The sequence below is a fragment of the Epibacterium sp. MM17-32 genome (genome assembly GCF_022348205.1).
In the GTDB taxonomy this organism is placed as follows: domain Bacteria; phylum Pseudomonadota; class Alphaproteobacteria; order Rhodobacterales; family Rhodobacteraceae; genus Epibacterium.
In genome coordinates, this window is sequence record NZ_JAKRFC010000014.1 from 49,348 (window position 1) to 66,196 (window position 16,849).

The following is a 16,849-nucleotide window of genomic DNA, read 5'->3' on the forward strand; positions in this document are numbered from 1 at the left end:
GACAACAGGGGGAAGAAAACGCTAGTACAGTGTGAGAAGAGGGCCGGAAACATGCTGAAAACACGCGCAAAATATAATCTTGGCCAGGTCGTTCGTCACCGCAAGCACCCGTTTCGGGGCGTGGTCTTTGATGTGGATCCGGAGTTTGCAAATACCGAGGAATGGTATGAAGCAATCCCCGAAGAAAGCCGTCCCGCCAAGGAACAGCCCTATTACCACCTGCTCGCTGAAAACGATCAGACCTACTATGTTGCGTATGTCTCAGAGCAGAACCTGATTGCGGATTATTCTGGCGAGCCGGTGAGCCATCCGGATGTCTATGAGATGTTCACCGGCTTTGACGATGGCAACTATCAGCTACAGTATCAACTGAACTAACGGGTCCGGCGGCGTCCCGATGCCAGGTCCAACCCGGCATCGGTGGCCTATCTCAGTAGCCGAGCGCGCAGCCGTCCTTGCGCGGATCGCTTGCGCCTTCCAGCACGCCGTTGTCGTGAATGCGGATCGCCTGGGCGCCGCCGATCGGCGTGTCCGGAACCTCGACCGTGTGGCCCATCTCTGACAGCTCGGAGCGCACCGCATCGCGATAGCCGCGCTCCACCTTGAGCACGCCCGCATCCGAGAATGCGCGCGGCGCGTCGATCGCCGCCTGCGGGTCCATGCCAAAATCCCGCAGGTTGGAGACAAACCGTGCATGCCCGTTTGGCTGATACGCCCCCCCCATGACGCCAAACGGCATGGTGACACGCCCCTGTTCTGCCAGCATGGCGGGGATAATGGTGTGCATCGGGCGCTTGCCGCCCGCGAGCTCGTTGGGGTGGCCGGGGTCAAGGCAGAATCCGGCCCCGCGGTTCTGCATCAGGATGCCGAATTTCTCGGACGCGATACCAGAGCCGAAGCCGTGGAAGAGCGAGTAGATCAGCGAGACGCTCATGCGGTCCTTGTCGACCACGGTGATATAGACCGTATCCTTGTGCACCGCTTCGCTGATGTCCTGCGGGGCCGTCATCGCGCGCTTGGGGTCGATCAATGCGGCAAGGCTGGCGGCGGTCTCCGGCGCCAGCATGTGGTCGAGCCGGGACATGTGATCCGGGTCGGTGATGAACCGGTTGCGCGCATCATAGGCCAGCTTGGCGGCTTCGGCCTCGATATGCGCGCGTTGCGCGCCAAAGGGATCAAGCGCGGCGATGTCAAAATGCTTCAGGATATTGAGCATCAGGATCGCGGTCGCGCCCTGGCCGTTGGGGGGATGCTCCCACAGCTCCACATCCTTGTAGTGACCTGAAATCGGCGCGGCCACGGTAGAGCGTGTCGCGGCAAAATCCTCGACCGTTTGGACGCCGCCCAGCTGGGACAGGGCAGCGACCATATCCTCGGCGATCTCACCGCTGTAAAAGGCATCGCGCCCGTCGCGCGCGATCCGACGCAGCACCTCGGCCTGGCCCGGGGCGCGAAACATCTCGGCGACCTGTAGGGCGCGTCCGTTCAGAAGATAGCTGTCGCGCGCCGCCCCCTGGAGCGTGCCGGCGTTGTTGCCCCAGTCAAAGGCAACCCGCGGCGCAACCGGGACGCCTTCTTCGGCGTAGTGAATGGCGGGGGCCAGCACCGTGCCGAGGTCAAGTTTCCCTTCGTTTGCAGAGAGATGGCAGAACGCATCGATGGCGCCGGGTATCGTGACCGCGTCGACCGAGTGCAAAGGCACGGTTTGCAGCCCCCGCGCGCGCAGCACTTCGGCCTGCGCGGCCCGGGCGGCGCGGCCTGATCCGTTCAGGGCCCGGACGGTGTCTTCGCCGGCGCGGGTGTACAGAGCAAAGCAATCGCCGCCGATCCCGGTCATCATCGGTTCACAGATTCCCAGAAGAACCGCCCCGGCGATCGCCGCATCCATCGCATTGCCGCCGCGTTTCAGAATGTCGATGGCAACCTGTGCCGCCAGCGGGTGCGACGTGGCACAGATGCCGTTCTGCGCAAAGACCGCAGAGCGGCCCGGTTGATGGAAATCACGCATGCGGTTCCTCCTCTGTATGACCCCGGGTGGCAGGGTCATTCATCCTATATCGCCGGCGTAAAATCCACGAGATTTCAGGAACAAGCGCAATGAAAACCGCAAACGCGGCCCTCGGAACTCCGGCTGAGGCGTGCACCGACACACGCGGGGGCTTTGTCCAGTGGGCGATGCAGGCACAGTCCGACGATGGCTGTGCGCCGGTCGCAACATCTCGTCTGGCGGTGCAGGACCGGAGGAACGCGCAAGGAGGCAGGAGAGCAAAACAAACGCCGGTGGCCAGCACTGGCAAAGACACCCCGGCGCCATGCACTTGGTGGGGGCAGAAACACACGGCGCCGGGGGAAGCTTTGGTTCAGCTACACGTTGATTTGTTGCTTACCTTTCGGGCGCTCGTGGGTCCGGATTGCGGCAGATTTGTGAAGCGGCAGCAGAGTTGTCGGGCATCTGAGCTAAATTCGCGTCACTTTGGCGATCCGCGCGCAGACCGGCGATGCGGCGCGGGGCAACCTCAGTTGGTGAGCTGAATTTCAAAGCACAAGGACAGCTGGTTGTTGTCCATGTTGCGCTGATACTGGATGTCGCTTGTCAACTCGCGGATCAGAAACCAGCCGAATCCCCCTTCGGGCAGATCTTCCAGCGGCGTATCGGTGTTGACGTCGACGGCCCGCCCCTCTGGCAGCTTGGAGGCTGGAAAGGGCGCGCCGGCATCGCGAATCTCGACCCAGAGCCGGTCAGGGTGCAGATTGCACCTGATCAGCACATCGCCGGTGGCGGTTTCTGCATACGCATGCTCCACCACATTATTTACCGCCTCGGCGAGGGCGATCTGTACCTCGTCGACCCGGGTATTCGGAATACCCATTTCCTTCAGGCGCTCGACCACCGAGACGATCCCCCGACGGGCATCCAGTTCGGTCGCCCTGAAGGAGCAGGCGAAGGAATCAACCATGAAGTTCAGGCTCCACAGGCGGGTTGGGCTGCGTCAATTTTCAACGTGTTCGGGGTCCAGAGCATCCTGGAGCGTATCATAGAGGTTAAAGACCGTGTCCATTCGGGTCAGGCGAAAGACCTTGTCCACCATCGGGGTCAGCCCGGCGAGGTCAAGCTTGCGCTCCTTGCCAAGTTGCTTCATCGCGGCGACAATCGCGCCCAGACCACTGGAGTCGATGAAATCGACCCTGGACAGGTCAAGGATCACGCGCTTTGGACCGGCTTCGGTTTCCGTGCGCATGTCTTCCTTGAACTGGATAGCCATGGCCGCATCAATGCGCTGGGCGTTTACGGTAACCACTTGTGCGCCGTCCGCTTCGGTGCTCGTCAGGCTCATTTCATGTTCCTCGGCTCGTCTTACTTGGAACTCACCCTAGACCTTAAATGTTATCATTCAGTATGGATAGTTTAGAAAATTGAAGGAGTCGAAAGAATGGCCAGAATTGCGATCGCAGGCGCGGCCCGGACACCGATGGGCGGTTTCCAAGGGATGTATGAAGGTGTAACCGCAGCCGAGCTGGGCGGCGCGGCGATCAAGGCCGCGCTGCAGCGCGCGGGCGCGACCACGGTGGATGAGGTGCTGATGGGCTGTGTGCTGCCCGCCGGGCAGGGACAGGCGCCGGCGCGTCAGGCCGGGTTCGCCGCGGGGCTGAGCGAGGAAGTCCCCGCCACCACGCTGAACAAGATGTGTGGCTCCGGCATGAAGGCGGCGATGATGGCGTTCGACCGGCTGGCGCTCGGCGGGGCTGATGTGATGGTCGCCGGCGGCATGGAGAGCATGACCAATGCGCCCTACCTGCTGCCGAAGATGCGCGCAGGCGCCCGGATCGGGCATGGTCAGGTCATCGACCACATGTTCCTCGACGGGTTGGAAGACGCCTATGACAAGGGGCGCCTGATGGGGACCTTTGCGGAGGACTGCGCGGAGTTCTACCAGTTCAGCCGCGAGGAGCAGGATGAGTTTGCGCTGGGGTCGCTGTCCAATGCGCTGGCCGCGCAGGACAGTGGCGCATTTGCCAATGAAATCACCGAAGTGGTTGTGAAAACACGCAAAGGTGAGGTGGTGACCGACTCTGACGAGCAGCCGAAATCGGCGCGTCCCGACAAGATCCCGACGCTGAAACCGGCGTTCCGCGAAAACGGCACCGTGACGGCGGCGAATGCCTCTTCGATCTCGGACGGCGCTGCGGCGCTGGTGCTGGCGTCCGAGGATGCGGCGGCGGCGCGCGGGTTGCAGGTCAAGGCGCATATTCTCGGGCACGCCAGCCACGCCCAGGCGCCGGGATGGTTCACCACCGCGCCGGTTCCTGCCGCGCGCAAGCTGCTGACCCGGATCGGTTGGGATGTGGAAGACGTGGACCTGTGGGAGGTGAACGAAGCCTTTGCGGTGGTTCCGATGGCCTTCATGCGGGAGATGGGCCTGTCGCGTGACAAGGTGAACGTGAACGGTGGCGCCTGTGCCCTGGGGCATCCGATCGGCGCGTCGGGGGCGCGAATTATCGTGACTCTGCTGCACGCGCTTGAAACCCGCGGGTTGCAGCGCGGCGTTGCGGCAATCTGCATTGGCGGCGGTGAAGGCACGGCGATCGCGATCGAGCGGGTCTGACCCCAAAAGCGACGCGCGCTGTCCACGAGATGTGACAGGATTGAGGAGGGGTGACCCTCCTCTTCATATTCAGAAAAGGCAAAACTCCAATGCGGGTGAACTATTCCGAGCTGGCCAAGACGGTGGCGGCATTGACCGAGGGCGAAACCGACGCGGTTGCGTTGATGGCGACAGTGGCGTGTGAGCTGCATCATGCCGATGAGCGCTTTGACTGGACGGGTTTTTATCGGGTGACCGAACCCGAGGTGCTGAAGATCGGCCCCTATCAGGGCGGTCACGGGTGCCTGGTCATTCCGTTTTCGCGCGGAGTCTGTGGGGCAGCGGCCCGCACCGGCGAGGTGCAACTGGTCGAGGACGTCGAGGCCTTCCCCGGCCATATCGCCTGCTCCTCCTCGACCCGATCAGAGATCGTGCTGCCGGTGCGCAACGGCAAAGGCGAGGTGATCGCCGTGCTTGATATCGATAGCGACCGGCCCGCGGCCTTCACCGCCGAAGATGCCGAGCACCTTCAGGCGCTGCTGGCGCAGGTCTTTGGCGCGCTCTGAGCCTGCGGCCGATACAACGATCCAAATTGTAAACAACCGGCGCAGCGTGCGCCGGTTTTTTTATCCTGACAGTGTCCGTGAAATTTCGCTTTGGAATTTCACGAGAATCGGGCATGGTGAAAATTGAGGTGTAAATTTCACGACCCCGCTGGAGGCGCATTTGAACGACCACACGCCCGCTCTCACCACGCTTGGCGCTGATCTGCGCGCGCTGCGGCGGGCGCGGGGGATCACGCTTGCGAATCTTTCGGCCCGCATGGGGCGCTCGGTGGGATGGCTCAGCCAGGTGGAGCGGGACAAGTCGGAGCCGTCGATCTCCGACCTGCGGCAGATTGCAAAATGCCTGGATGTGCCGATGTCGATGCTGTTTGCCCATGCCTCCGCCCCGGTGGCGGAACAGGGCTATATTGTGCGTGCGGGGGCCCGGCGGCCCATGGGCTCTGGTGAAGAAGGGCTGATCGAGGAACTGCTCTCACCCGATCTGACCGATGACTTCGAGATGGTGCATTCCACCTTTGCCCCGCACGCGCGCATGCAGGCGCCGGCCCATCGCCCGACACAAGAGGTGGCCTATGTGATTTCCGGCCACCTCGATCTGCAGATCGGGACCCGGCATTTCACCGTCGGCCCCGGCGACAGTTTCCGCATCCGCCACGAGCCCTTTCAGTGGTCGAACCCCTATGACGTGCCCTGTGTCGTCATCTGGGTCATCGCGCCGCCGGTGTATTGATGCGACTGGCTGCGGTCCTCCACTCGTTGCCGCGCGCCGCGCGAGGGGCGTTTGTCATGACGCCGGGGGCTGCGCATGAGCTTTGATGCCTGGATCGTCTTTGCCCTGTTCTGGGCCGCTTTTGTCACCACGCCGGGGCCGAATGCGGTCAATTGCATCTCCAACGGCATGAGCCTGGGGTTTGGCAAGGCGATGCTGGGGGTGCTGGGCATCCTGACCCAGGCGACGGCGTTCCTGCTGCTGTCCGCGCTTGGGATCACGGCGTTGATTGCGGCCTCGCCCACCGGGTTTTTCATCGCAAAGCTGGCCGGCGCGGGTTTTCTGATCTTTCAGGGCATCCGCGGCTGGCGCAATTCGACAAACCCGGTGCCGGTGGCCGAACGTCCGGCGCGGCATGTCTACCTGCATGCGCTGGCGGTGGCGACGATCAACCCCAAGAGCGTCGCGGGCTACCTCGCCGCCTTTTCGCAGTTCGTGCAGCCCGATGTGCCGATCTGGTCGCAGATGGCCGTCATCGTGCCTACCGCGCTGACGCTGACAACGCTCAGCTATACCGGCTTCACACTGCTGGGCGCCGGCATGGGTCGGGCGGCGCTGGCAGCGGTCTTCAACGTCTGGATCCGCCGCCTGCTGGCGATCTGTTTCATTGTCTATGGCGTCCTTCTCGGCGCCAGCAGCACCCCAAATCTGGAGACAGCATCATGATCAAGGGACACTGCCTGTGCGGCAATATCCAGTTTGAAACCGAGGCGGACCCACGGGGGCCGTCGATGTGCCACTGCGGCCAATGCCGGCGCCAGTCCGGCGGCATCTGGTCCTCGGCCTATGTGGCGGACGCGGATCTGACCATCACCGGTGATGTCACCTGGTTTGCCTCCAGCCCCGGTGCCAAGCGCGGGTTCTGCGCCACATGCGGCTCCTTTCTGTTCTGGAAGGCGCTGGAGGAAGACACCACCAGTTTTGCGCTTGGGGCGGTTGCCGCCCCCACTGGGATCACCCTCGAAAAGCACATCTTCGTGGCCGACAAGGGCGATTATTACGAGATCGCCGACGGTCTGCCGCAAAACGCCTGACCTGCCACCCCTTGCAAGAAGGAGCCGACCATGTCTGATTTTCCCACACAGGCCCGCGTCGTCATCATCGGAGGCGGCGTTGTCGGCTGCTCCGCGCTGTATCATCTGGCCAAGAAGGGCTGGACCGACTGCGTTCTTCTGGAAAAGAACGAGCTGACCGCCGGCTCCACCTGGCACGCGGCAGGCAATGTGCCGACGTTTTCAACGTCGTGGTCGATCATGAACATGCAGCGCTACTCGACCGAGCTTTATGCCCGCCTCGGCGCAGAGGTCGACTATCCGATGAACTACCACCAGACCGGGTCGATCCGGCTGGCGCATTCCAAGGAGCGCATGCAGGAGTTCGAACGCGCCGCCGCCATGGGGCGCTATCAGGGAATGGATATCAAGATCCTGACACCGGAGGAGGTGAAGGCGCTTTATCCCTTTATAGAGACGCATGATCTGGCCGGAGCGCTGTATGATCCCAACGACGGCGACATCGACCCGGCGCAGGTGACGCAGGCGCTGGCCAAGGGCGCGCGCGACATGGGGCAGCGGATCATCCGCTTCTGCCCCGCCACCGGTGTAACCCAGACCGGGGACGGCTGGATCGTGCACACCGACAAGGGCGACATCGCCTGCGACCATGTGGTGAATGCCGCCGGCTATTATGCGCAACGGGTCGGTGAGTGGTTCAAACCCTACGGCGGTCGCACCGTGCCGATGATGGTGATGAGCCACCAGTATCTGCTGACCGAGGAAATCCCCGAGATCGAGGCCCACACCAAGGCCACCGGCAAGAAGTTGCCGCTCTTGCGCGACGTCGATGTCTCCTACTATCTGCGCCAGGAAAAACACGGCTACAACCTCGGCCCCTACGAGCCGAACTGCCGCGCCCATTGGGACACATCAGACGATCCGATGCCGGAGGATTTCTCTTTCCAGCTCTGGTCCGATGACCTTGACCGGATCGAGGATATCGTCACCGACGCGATGGCCCGGGTGCCGCTGATGGCCCGGTCCGGTGTCTCGCGGGTGATCAATGGCCCGATCCCCTACGCCCCCGATGGCCTGCCGCTGCTCGGCCCCATGCCCGGCGTCAAGAATGCCTTCGAGGCCTGCGTCTTTACCTTCGGCATCGCCCAGGGCGGTGGCGCGGGCAAGGTGCTGGCGGAATGGATCGTCGACGGGCACACCGAATGGGACATGTGGTCCTGCGACCCGCGCCGGTTCACCGATTACACCGATCACGACTATTGCGTGCAAAAGGGCATGGAGGTCTATGGAAACGAATACGCCATGCACTTCCCCCGTCACGAATGGCCCGCCGGGCGCAACAAGAAACGCTCGCCGGTGCATGATCAGGTTATTGCGCAGGGCGGTCAGATGGGGGTCTACAATGGCTGGGAGCGCGCCAACTGGTTTGCGCAGCCGGGCGATGACACCGCGCCAGAGGCGACCCACACCTGGGAACGCTCCGGTCCCTGGCAGCAACGCATCCGCGAGGAATGCGAGGCGGTGCGCGATCACTGCGGCGTGCTGGATCTGCCGGGGTTTTCGCGGTTTGCGATCTCCGGCGAGGGCGCGGCAGAGGCGCTGCGCGGCCTCATCACCGGTGCCCTGCCCAAGGTGGGGCGGATGAACCTCGTTTATGTCGCGGATAGCCGGGGGCGTATCCTGACAGAGATGTCCTGCCTGCGCCGCGGTGAGGATGAGTTCACGATGATCACCGCCGCCAGCGCCCAATGGCACGACCGTGATCTCCTGCGCGCGGCCCTGCCGGAGGGGATCCGGCTGGAGGATGTCACCACCACGCGCGACACGCTGATCGTCACCGGGCCAAAATCGCGCGAGATCCTCGGCCCGCTGACGGATGCCGACCTCGCGCGCGGGTGGCTCAGCCATCAGGATGCCACCGTGGCCGGACAGCCTGCCCATCTTGTGCGCGTGTCCTTCGCCGGTGATCTTGGCTGGGAGGTTCACGCGCTGAACGACCACATGCCGGACATCTACGCGGCGCTGCTTGCGGCAGGCGCCAAACCCTTCGGCATGTATGCGCTGAACAGTTTGCGCATCGAAAAGGGCTATCGCGCGTGGAAGGGAGACCTGTCCACCGACTACAGCCTGTTTGAGGGCGGGTTGGACCGGTTTGTCAGGCTTGATAAAGTGCAGGATTTCCCGGGCAAGGCGGCGCTCCTGGCCGAGCAGAAAGAAGGGCCAAAGAAACGCTTTGTGACCCTTCTGGTCGACGCGGCCGAGGCGGACGCGCCCTATATGTCCTGCCTCTGGAAGGGGGACGAGATTGTCGGTGAAACCACGTCGGGCGACTGGGGCTACCGGGTCGGCGCCTCGATCGCGCTGGGCATGGTCCGGGCGGACCTTGCATCCCCAGGCACCGAACTCGAGGTGGAAATCTACGGCAGCAAACACCGCGCCGTGGTGCAGCCCGATCAACCGCTCTGGGATCCGGACAACCTGCGCCTGCGCGCCTGAGCCTTCATCTTCTCTCAAATACCCCGGGGGTCCGGGGGCAGCGCCCCCGGCGAACCGCCTGCATGAAAGGAGCCTTCCCATGGCAGATCTTCCCGAACAGGCCCGTGTCGTCATCATTGGCGGTGGCGTCGTGGGCTGTTCCGTCGCCTATCACCTGACCAAACTCGGCTGGAAGGATGTGGTGCTTCTGGAACGCAAGCAGCTTACCTCCGGGACCACCTGGCACGCGGCGGGCCTCATCGCGCAGCTGCGCGCCACCGCGAATATGACCAAGCTGGCGAAATACAGTCAGGAACTCTATGGCGCGCTGGAGGCGGAAACCGGCGTTGCCACCGGGTTCAAGCGCTGCGGTTCGATCACCGTGGCCCTGACCGCAGAGCGTCGCGAAGAAATCTTCCGCCAGGCCGCCATGGCCCGCGCCTTCGGGGTGGAGGTCGAGGAGATCTCGCCCCAGGAGGTCAAGGCCCGCTACGATCACCTCAATATCGAGGACGTCACCGCAGGTGTCTGGCTGCCGCGGGACGGGCAGGGAGACCCGGCCAATATCGCGCTGGCGCTGGCAAAGGGCGCACGGCAACAGGGCGCGCTGATAAAGGAACGTGTGAAGGTCAGCGGCATCAGTCGCGACGGGCGTCGTGTCACCGGTGTCGACTGGTGTTCTGATGACGGCGCGGATCAGGGACATATCGCCTGCGACATGATCGTGAACTGCGCCGGCATGTGGGGGCGAGAGGTGGGGCGTATGGCCGGTGTCAACGTCCCGCTGCATGCCTGCGAGCATTTCTATATCGTCACCGAGAACATCCCCGACCTCACCCAACTGCCGGTGCTGCGGGTGCCGGACGAATGCGCCTACTACAAGGAGGACGCGGGCAAGATCCTGCTTGGCGCGTTTGAGCCCAATGCAAAACCCTGGGGCATGGCGGGCATCCCCGACAGTTTCGAATTCGATCAGCTACCCGAGGATTTCGACCACTTTGAGCCGATCCTGGAGGCTGCGGTGAACCGGATGCCGATGCTGGCCGAGGCCGGGATACATACCTTCTTTAACGGGCCGGAGAGCTTCACCCCGGATGATGCCTATCACCTGGGCCTGGCGCCGGAGATGGACAATGTCTGGGTTGCGGCGGGGTTCAATTCGATCGGTATTCAATCCGCAGGCGGCGCGGGCATGGCGCTGGCGCAGTGGATGGAGGAGGGCGAGAAACCCTTTGACCTCGGCGACGTCGACATCGCGCGGATGCAGCCCTTTCAGGGTAACCGACACTATCTGTTTGAACGCTCCAAAGAAACGCTTGGGCTGCTGTATGCAGATCACTTCCCCTACCGGCAGAAGGCGACGGCACGCGGGGTGCGCCGCACCCCCTTTCATCACCACCTGAAGGATCAGGGCGCGGTCTTTGGCGAACTGGCGGGCTGGGAGCGCGCCAACTGGTTTGCGCAGCCGGACCAGAACAAAGACTATGAATACAGCTGGAAACGCCAGAACTGGTTTGAAAACTCCGCCGCGGAACATCGTGCCGTGCGCGAGAATGTCGGCATGTACGACATGTCCTCCTTCGGCAAGATCCGCGTCGAAGGGCCGGAGGCCGAGGCGTTCCTGAACCACATCGGCGGCGGTGATTATGCCGTGCCGGTGGGCAAGATCGTCTATACCCAGTTCCTCAACCGCAGGGGCGGGATCGAGGCCGACGTGACCGTCACCCGGCTGTCGGAGACGGCCTACCTCGTGGTGACACCGGCGGCCACACGGCTTGCCGATCAGACCTGGATGGCGCGCCACAAGGGGGACTTCAACGTGGTCATCACCGATGTAACGGCGGGCGAGGGCGTGCTGGCGGTGATGGGACCAAACGCGCGCACCCTGTTGCAGAAGGTCTCGCCCAGTGATTTTTCCAACACCGTGAACCCTTTTGGCACCGCGCAGGAGATCGAGATCGGCATGGGGCTGGCGCGCGTTCACCGCGTCACCTATGTGGGCGAGCTGGGGTGGGAAATCTATGTGCCCACCGACATGGCGGGCCATGTGTTCGAAACCCTGTGGCAGGCCGGGCAGGAGATGGATCTCAAGCTCTGCGGCATGCACATGATGGACAGCTGCCGGATCGAGAAAGGCTTTCGCCATTTCGGCCATGACATCACCTGCGAGGATCATGTGGTGGATGCCGGGCTGGGATTTGCGGTCAAAGTCGACAAGGGTTGCGATTTCATCGGCCGTGCGGCAGTGGCACAGCGTAAGGAGACCGGCCCCCAGAAACGTCTTGTGCAATTCCGCCTCACCGATCCGGAGCCGCTGCTGTTTCACAACGAGCCGATCCTGCGCGATGGCGAGTATGTGGGCTACCTGTCGTCTGGGAACTATGGTCACACCCTCGGCGGCGCCATCGGCCTGGGGTATGTTCCTTGCGCGGGGGAAACCGCGGCGCAGGTTCTGGCGTCGACCTACGAGATCGACGTGTGCGGCACCCGGGTGCGCGCCGAGGCATCGCTCCGGCCGATGTATGATCCCAAATCGGATCGTGTAAAGGTCTGATCGATCTGCTAGCCAGTTTGGACCGCAGCGCCCGATGGATCAGCGGCGCTGCGGTTTTCTTTGTGTATTAAGGCGTTGGCGTGTTTCAGCCGGGCATATGATTCGCAGGACGGGGAGGTCCGGTCATGAGCAGCACAGCGACAAACGAGGACACGCCTCAGGGCCTCGCCTTTGCACTGACAGCCTATTTCATGTGGGGGTTCCTGCCGCTTTACATGAAAATGCTGGCCCATATCCCGCCGACAGAAGTGGTGGCACATAGGGTGATCTGGTCGGTCCCGATCGCCGCCGTTCTGCTGCTGTTGCTGGGGCGGATGAATGACCTCAAGGCTGCGCTGTGCAATCCGCGCGTGCTGGCGATGGGCTGTGTGACAGCGGCCTTCGTGTCGGTGAACTGGGGGATCTATGTCTGGTCCGTCGGCTCCGGCTACGCGCTGGAGGCGGCGCTGGGCTACTACATCAATCCGCTGTTCTCGATCGCGCTGGGCGCCTTGCTGCTGGGCGAGCGGCTGACGCGAGCCCAGATGGTGGCGGTTGGCCTTGCGACGATTGCGGTGATCATCCTGACCGTGGAAACGGGGCGGCTGCCGCTGGCCGCGCTGGGTCTGACCGTGTCCTGGGGGTTCTACGCGTTCTTCAAGAAATCCCTGCCCATCGGCCCCAATCAGGGCTTCCTGCTGGAGGTGCTGATCCTCACCATTCCGGCGCTGGGCTACATCGGCTATCTCACCGCCACCGGACAGAGCCATTTTGCCGCCCTGCGCCATGATACGCTGCTGCTGCTGGGCTGCGGCGTGGTTACGGCGGTGCCGCTGATCATCTATGCCAATGGCGCCAAGCTGCTGAAACTCTCGACCATTGCGATCCTGCAATATATCGCCCCGACGATGATTTTTCTGGTCGCCGTCTTTGTCTTCAAAGAGCCCTTTGGCGGTGCGCGCATGGTGGCCTTCCCGCTGATCTGGGCCGCGCTGGTGATCTATTCCACGTCGCTGCTGCGCGAGATGCGACGCAAGGGGCGGGAGGCGCTGACCGAGGCGGCACCTGCCCGCGAAGCCTGAAGCACGCCACCTCTTGATTGCAACTATCGGTTGTCATCTGTTGGTCTCGCCTTTGCCATTTTGGGGCCCCAAACCCTCGCCACATCTTCCTCGTACCAGCCACGGGCTGGCGACGATTCAGTTTGATTCTCAGATATTACGAAGGTGACGTTTTGGATTTAGGAGTAGACGTGTCCGCTGTGACGGGCATGACGCAACAGGTGACGCAATCCATGTCCTTGCTTGCGGTTTTTGTTCTGGTTGGGGGGATCGGGCGTCTGGTGTTTGTCGCCTATGGTGACAAGCTCACGGGCGTGAACCCGTTTCGCAATCTGTCCGGCCCCGCCCTGCTGCTGGCCGGTGCGGTGATCATCCTTGGCCCGATGTTCTTTTCGAGCAAGCTCAACCGCATATGGGTCAATATCAAGAGCTACACTGCGGAACCCTTCATCACGCAGCTGCTCGACCGAGATTCCTGCACCATCACGGATACATCCTATTGCGTGGTGATCTTTGAGGGCGAGCGGGAGATCGTGGTCAATTGGTACAACCGCGGTGTCTATCTGTGGGGGGTGTTGAACCCCGAAGGCGGCGCGGTCTGGGATGCGCCACGTCCCCCGCGCAGACCTGAGACGGCGGCGACCTGATCCGACACGACATCCCAGCCGATCGCGGGTGTGGTGTGTGACGGGGCCTGCGGCGGATGCTTGCGTTGCGGTCCCGACGCCGCTACGCAGCGCGCATGACCGTATCCAGCGCCTATTGCCCGCCGAGCGCCCCGCTCGAGATCCTGCACCATGATTCTCAGATCCTGGTGGTCAACAAGCCTGCGGGGTTGCTGTCGGTGCCAGGCAAGGGCGCGCATCTGTCAGACTGTCTGATCAGCCGTATCCAGGCGGTGTTTCCCGAGGCCTTGTTGGTGCATCGGCTCGACCGGGATACCTCCGGCGTGATGGTTTTTGCGATGACCGCGCATGCGCAGCGGCATCTGGGGCTGCAGTTTGAAAAGCGCATGACGAAGAAAGCTTATGTGGCCCGTCTGACCGGCAAGCTGGAGCCGCGTTCGGGGACCGTTGATCTGCCGTTGATCGTGGATTGGCCCAACCGTCCGCTGCAAAAGGTCTGCACGGAAACCGGCAAGCCTGCCCATACCGACTGGAAGGTCATAAGCTACGGTGCGGATGAAACCCGGGTGCGGCTGCACCCCAAGACAGGCCGATCCCATCAGTTGCGGGTTCATATGCTTGCGCTGGGTCATCCGATCCTCGGCGATCCGCTTTACGCATCGGGGGCAGCGTTGGAGCATACGCGCATGATGCTGCATTCCGAGGAGCTGCGGCTGAAGCATCCCGAGGGCGGGGTGTCGCAGAAGTTCCGGGCGAAGGCGCCGTTTTAGGCTCTCGCCGGTTTTTGCAGCTGCCCCTCCCCGGCGCGGAAATGCCGGGGCGTCGCGCCCGAGACAGCGCGGAATTCGCGTTGAAAATGCGCCTGATCGGCATACCCGCAGCAGAAACCGATCTCCGCGAGGCTGATCCGTGACGTGCGCAAGAGGCTGGCGGCAGATTTGGTGCGGGCCTGTCGCAAGGCGGTCGAGAAGGTACTGCCCTCCGCCAACAGGTAGCGTTGCAGGCTGCGGCTGGATACGCCAAGCTCTGCCGCCGCCTCCTGCAACCGCCAGGCGCGGGCGGGATCGGCCGCAATCAGGCGCAGCAGGTGGTCTGACAACCGCGGAGATCCGCCTGTATCAAGCCCGACCGGCTCCGGCGCCTGCCGCCATGTGAGGCCCGCCCCGCTGGAGGACACCCCGTCAAATCCGGCGCGCAGCAGCAGCCCATGCAGGATTGCACATCTTGTTTCAAGGTCCGCCGGGGATGACACGGGATGCAGCGCAAGAGACAGGCCGCTGCCACCGACCGGCCTGGCCTCCAGACGCAGCGGACTGGCGCAGTAACGCTCCAGTCGGCAGAGCTTGTCAGCGATCAGGTACGCGTCGGGATAGGCGACGATACGCGTCACCACCGGTTTTGACGATCCTGCCAATGTGGTTGGAATGTGATCGGTCGGGCAGTCTCCGGTCAGGCCCAAAGCGTTTAAAAAGTCCATTGCGCACCTCCGGGGCGAGGTCAGCCTAACACGGGGTCTGAAAACAGATCTGAAAAATACGCCCGGCAGAGCGTGAATACCGCGCGAACTCTCGCAAGTTTCGGTAAACGTTTTAAGACGTTGCTTCCTGGTTTCTGTCAGGAACGGGAGCAAACAAAAAGGACCGCCCGGTTCAGGGGCGGTCCATCTGTGTGTGTGGAGGCTGGCTGCCGGGATCAGCTCTCGGGGGTCCAGCCGCCGACGGCTTTCACCTCGAGAAAGTCCTCAAGCCCCCAGACGCCACCTTCGCGGCCATTGCCGGATTGCTTCATGCCGCCAAAGGGCGCACCGGCACTGCGGGATTTACCGTTCATCTCCACCATGCCGGAGCGCAACACTCGCGCCATGCGGTTGGCGCGCGCGCCGTCCTGTGTCTGTACGTAGTTGGTCAGGCCATAGGGCGTGTCATTGGCGATCTCGACCGCTTCTTCCTCGGTTTCGAACGGGATGATGGTCATCACCGGGCCAAAGATCTCTTCGCGCGCGATGGTCATCTGGTTGTTCACATCGGCAAAGACCGTCGGCTTTACATAGTAGCCCTTGTTCAGCCCGTCCGGGCGACCGGTGCCACCGGCAACCAGACGCGCACCCTCGTCGATGCCCTTCTGGATCAGATCCTGGATCTTGGTCCATTGCAGCTCATTGACCACGGGGCCGATATGGCGGCCTTCCTGAGACGCGGGGCCGACCTCGACCTTGTTGGCCACTGCGGCAGCTTCTTCGACCACGCGGTCGTAGATGCCCTTTTGCACCAGCATGCGGGAGGGCGCGTTACAGCTCTGGCCGGTGTTCTGCATCATGTGCAGCACGCCGCGCTTCACCGCTTTTTCATCGGCGTCCTCAAACACGAGGTTCGCCCCTTTGCCGCCCAGTTCCAGATGCACCTTCTTCAGCGTGTCAGCTGCCGCCTTGGAGATCGCGGTGCCCGCGCGGGTGGAGCCGGTGAAGGACACCATATCCACATCCGGGTGCGAGGACAGTTGGGTGCCGACACCCGCGCCATCGCCGTTCACGAGGTTGAACACACCGGGCGGGAAACCGGCCTCATCCACGATCTCGGCAAAGATCATCGCGTTGAGCGGGCTTTGCTCAGACGGTTTCAGCACCATGGTACAGCCCGCGATCGCGGCGGCCCCGAATTTGAGCGTGATCTGGTTCATCGGCCAGTTCCACGGTGTGATCAGCGCCGCAACGCCGACCGCCTCGTAGATGATGCGGTCATTGGGGGCGTGATCGCCAAGCGGGCGTTCAAACTGGAAATTCTTGGCCGCCTCGATAAAGCCGTTCAGGTGCCAGGTCCCGGCGCCCACCTGGCTGGAGCGCGACAGATCGATCGGGGCACCCATCTCAGTGGACATGGCCTGCGCCAGATCCTCGGCACGGGTGTTGTAGACCTCGATCAGTTTCTCCACCAGTGCGATACGCTCGGATGGCGGGGTCGCCATCCAACCGGGCAGGGCGGCCTTGGCGGCGGCAACGGCGGCATCGGTATCCGATTGGCTGCCCAGAGAAATCACCGTGCAGGGCTCCTCCGTCGACGGATCGATGACGGCATAGTCGTTGGCGGTCGCAGGAGAGACCCACTGACCATTGATATAGAATTCGCGTTTCTCAAGCATGGTTTGCTCCCTTGTCGAGACGATGGCTCGGGCCGGTTTCCGGCGCGTTGCCGGCAGTGTGGCAGCGACCGTGTCCCACCACAAGCCG

At 62.9% G+C, this 16,849-nt stretch carries 16 protein-coding genes; 11 read left to right on the forward strand and 5 right to left on the reverse strand.

The genetic code is table 11. The features are described from left to right. Positions 1 to 51 precede the first annotated feature (51 nt). Entirely contained in the window at positions 52 to 378 is a 327-nt protein-coding gene (hspQ, locus tag MHM88_RS18535) for a heat shock protein HspQ (RefSeq protein WP_239324556.1), read from the forward strand. A 52-nt stretch (positions 379 to 430) separates the two neighbouring features. Here hspQ and MHM88_RS18540 read toward each other — a convergent pair whose 3' ends face one another. The 3 genes from MHM88_RS18540 to MHM88_RS18550 form a co-directional block, all read right to left on the reverse strand. Then, a complete protein-coding gene (locus tag MHM88_RS18540; protein WP_239368066.1) occupies positions 431 to 2,008 on the reverse strand; it encodes a gamma-glutamyltransferase family protein in 1,578 nt (525 codons plus the stop codon). A gap of 508 nt (positions 2,009 to 2,516) precedes the next feature. After that, positions 2,517 to 2,957 (reverse strand): ATP-binding protein, encoded by a 441-nt coding sequence (locus tag MHM88_RS18545; RefSeq protein ID WP_239324553.1) that lies wholly within the window; start codon positions 2,955 to 2,957, stop codon positions 2,517 to 2,519. A gap of 33 nt (positions 2,958 to 2,990) precedes the next feature. Next, positions 2,991 to 3,335, reverse strand: a complete 345-nt coding sequence (locus MHM88_RS18550) for an STAS domain-containing protein (RefSeq protein WP_239324551.1) — start codon at positions 3,333 to 3,335, stop codon at positions 2,991 to 2,993. A gap of 96 nt (positions 3,336 to 3,431) precedes the next feature. Here MHM88_RS18550 and MHM88_RS18555 point away from each other — a divergent pair, with 96 nt between their 5' ends. From MHM88_RS18555 to MHM88_RS18600, 10 genes are all read left to right on the forward strand, one after another. Further along, positions 3,432 to 4,604: an acetyl-CoA C-acyltransferase gene (locus MHM88_RS18555; protein ID WP_239324549.1), complete on the forward strand. Its 1,173-nt coding sequence runs from the start codon at positions 3,432 to 3,434 to the stop codon at positions 4,602 to 4,604. An 89-nt stretch (positions 4,605 to 4,693) separates the two neighbouring features. Further along, the gene (locus tag MHM88_RS18560) at positions 4,694 to 5,149 is read left to right on the forward strand and encodes a GAF domain-containing protein (RefSeq protein WP_239368068.1); all 456 of its coding nucleotides are present in this window, start codon (positions 4,694 to 4,696) and stop codon (positions 5,147 to 5,149) included. Between the two features lie 160 nt (positions 5,150 to 5,309). Then, a complete protein-coding gene (locus MHM88_RS18565) occupies positions 5,310 to 5,879 on the forward strand; it encodes a helix-turn-helix domain-containing protein (protein WP_239368070.1) in 570 nt (189 codons plus the stop codon). A gap of 75 nt (positions 5,880 to 5,954) precedes the next feature. Beyond that, entirely contained in the window at positions 5,955 to 6,584 is a 630-nt protein-coding gene (locus tag MHM88_RS18570; protein ID WP_239368072.1) for a LysE family translocator, read from the forward strand. Then, positions 6,581 to 6,952 (forward strand): GFA family protein, encoded by a 372-nt coding sequence (locus tag MHM88_RS18575; RefSeq protein WP_239368074.1) that lies wholly within the window; start codon positions 6,581 to 6,583, stop codon positions 6,950 to 6,952. Before MHM88_RS18570 ends, MHM88_RS18575 begins: the two co-directional genes overlap by 4 nt. Positions 6,953 to 6,982: 30 nt before the next feature. Next, the gene (locus tag MHM88_RS18580) at positions 6,983 to 9,427 is read left to right on the forward strand and encodes an FAD-dependent oxidoreductase (RefSeq protein ID WP_239368076.1); all 2,445 of its coding nucleotides are present in this window, start codon (positions 6,983 to 6,985) and stop codon (positions 9,425 to 9,427) included. Between the two features lie 79 nt (positions 9,428 to 9,506). Beyond that, positions 9,507 to 11,960, forward strand: coding sequence for an FAD-dependent oxidoreductase (locus tag MHM88_RS18585; protein ID WP_239368078.1), 2,454 nt, complete (start codon positions 9,507 to 9,509; stop codon positions 11,958 to 11,960). A gap of 125 nt (positions 11,961 to 12,085) precedes the next feature. Further along, positions 12,086 to 13,021 carry an EamA family transporter RarD gene (rarD, locus tag MHM88_RS18590; RefSeq protein WP_239368080.1) on the forward strand — a complete coding sequence of 312 codons (936 nt, stop codon included), beginning with the start codon at positions 12,086 to 12,088 and terminating at the stop codon, positions 13,019 to 13,021. A gap of 170 nt (positions 13,022 to 13,191) precedes the next feature. Then, entirely contained in the window at positions 13,192 to 13,647 is a 456-nt protein-coding gene (locus MHM88_RS18595; RefSeq protein ID WP_239368082.1) for a hypothetical protein, read from the forward strand. A gap of 95 nt (positions 13,648 to 13,742) precedes the next feature. Then, positions 13,743 to 14,396 (forward strand): RluA family pseudouridine synthase, encoded by a 654-nt coding sequence (locus tag MHM88_RS18600; RefSeq protein WP_239368084.1) that lies wholly within the window; start codon positions 13,743 to 13,745, stop codon positions 14,394 to 14,396. On the opposite strand, the gene MHM88_RS18605 is transcribed toward MHM88_RS18600, so the two are convergent. Beyond that, a complete protein-coding gene (locus tag MHM88_RS18605; protein ID WP_239368086.1) occupies positions 14,393 to 15,103 on the reverse strand; it encodes a helix-turn-helix transcriptional regulator in 711 nt (236 codons plus the stop codon). The genes MHM88_RS18600 and MHM88_RS18605 overlap by 4 nt on opposite strands. 215 nt (positions 15,104 to 15,318) lie before the next feature. Continuing rightward, positions 15,319 to 16,761, reverse strand: a complete 1,443-nt coding sequence (locus tag MHM88_RS18610) for an aldehyde dehydrogenase family protein (protein ID WP_239368088.1) — start codon at positions 16,759 to 16,761, stop codon at positions 15,319 to 15,321. Positions 16,762 to 16,849: the final 88 nt, after the last annotated feature.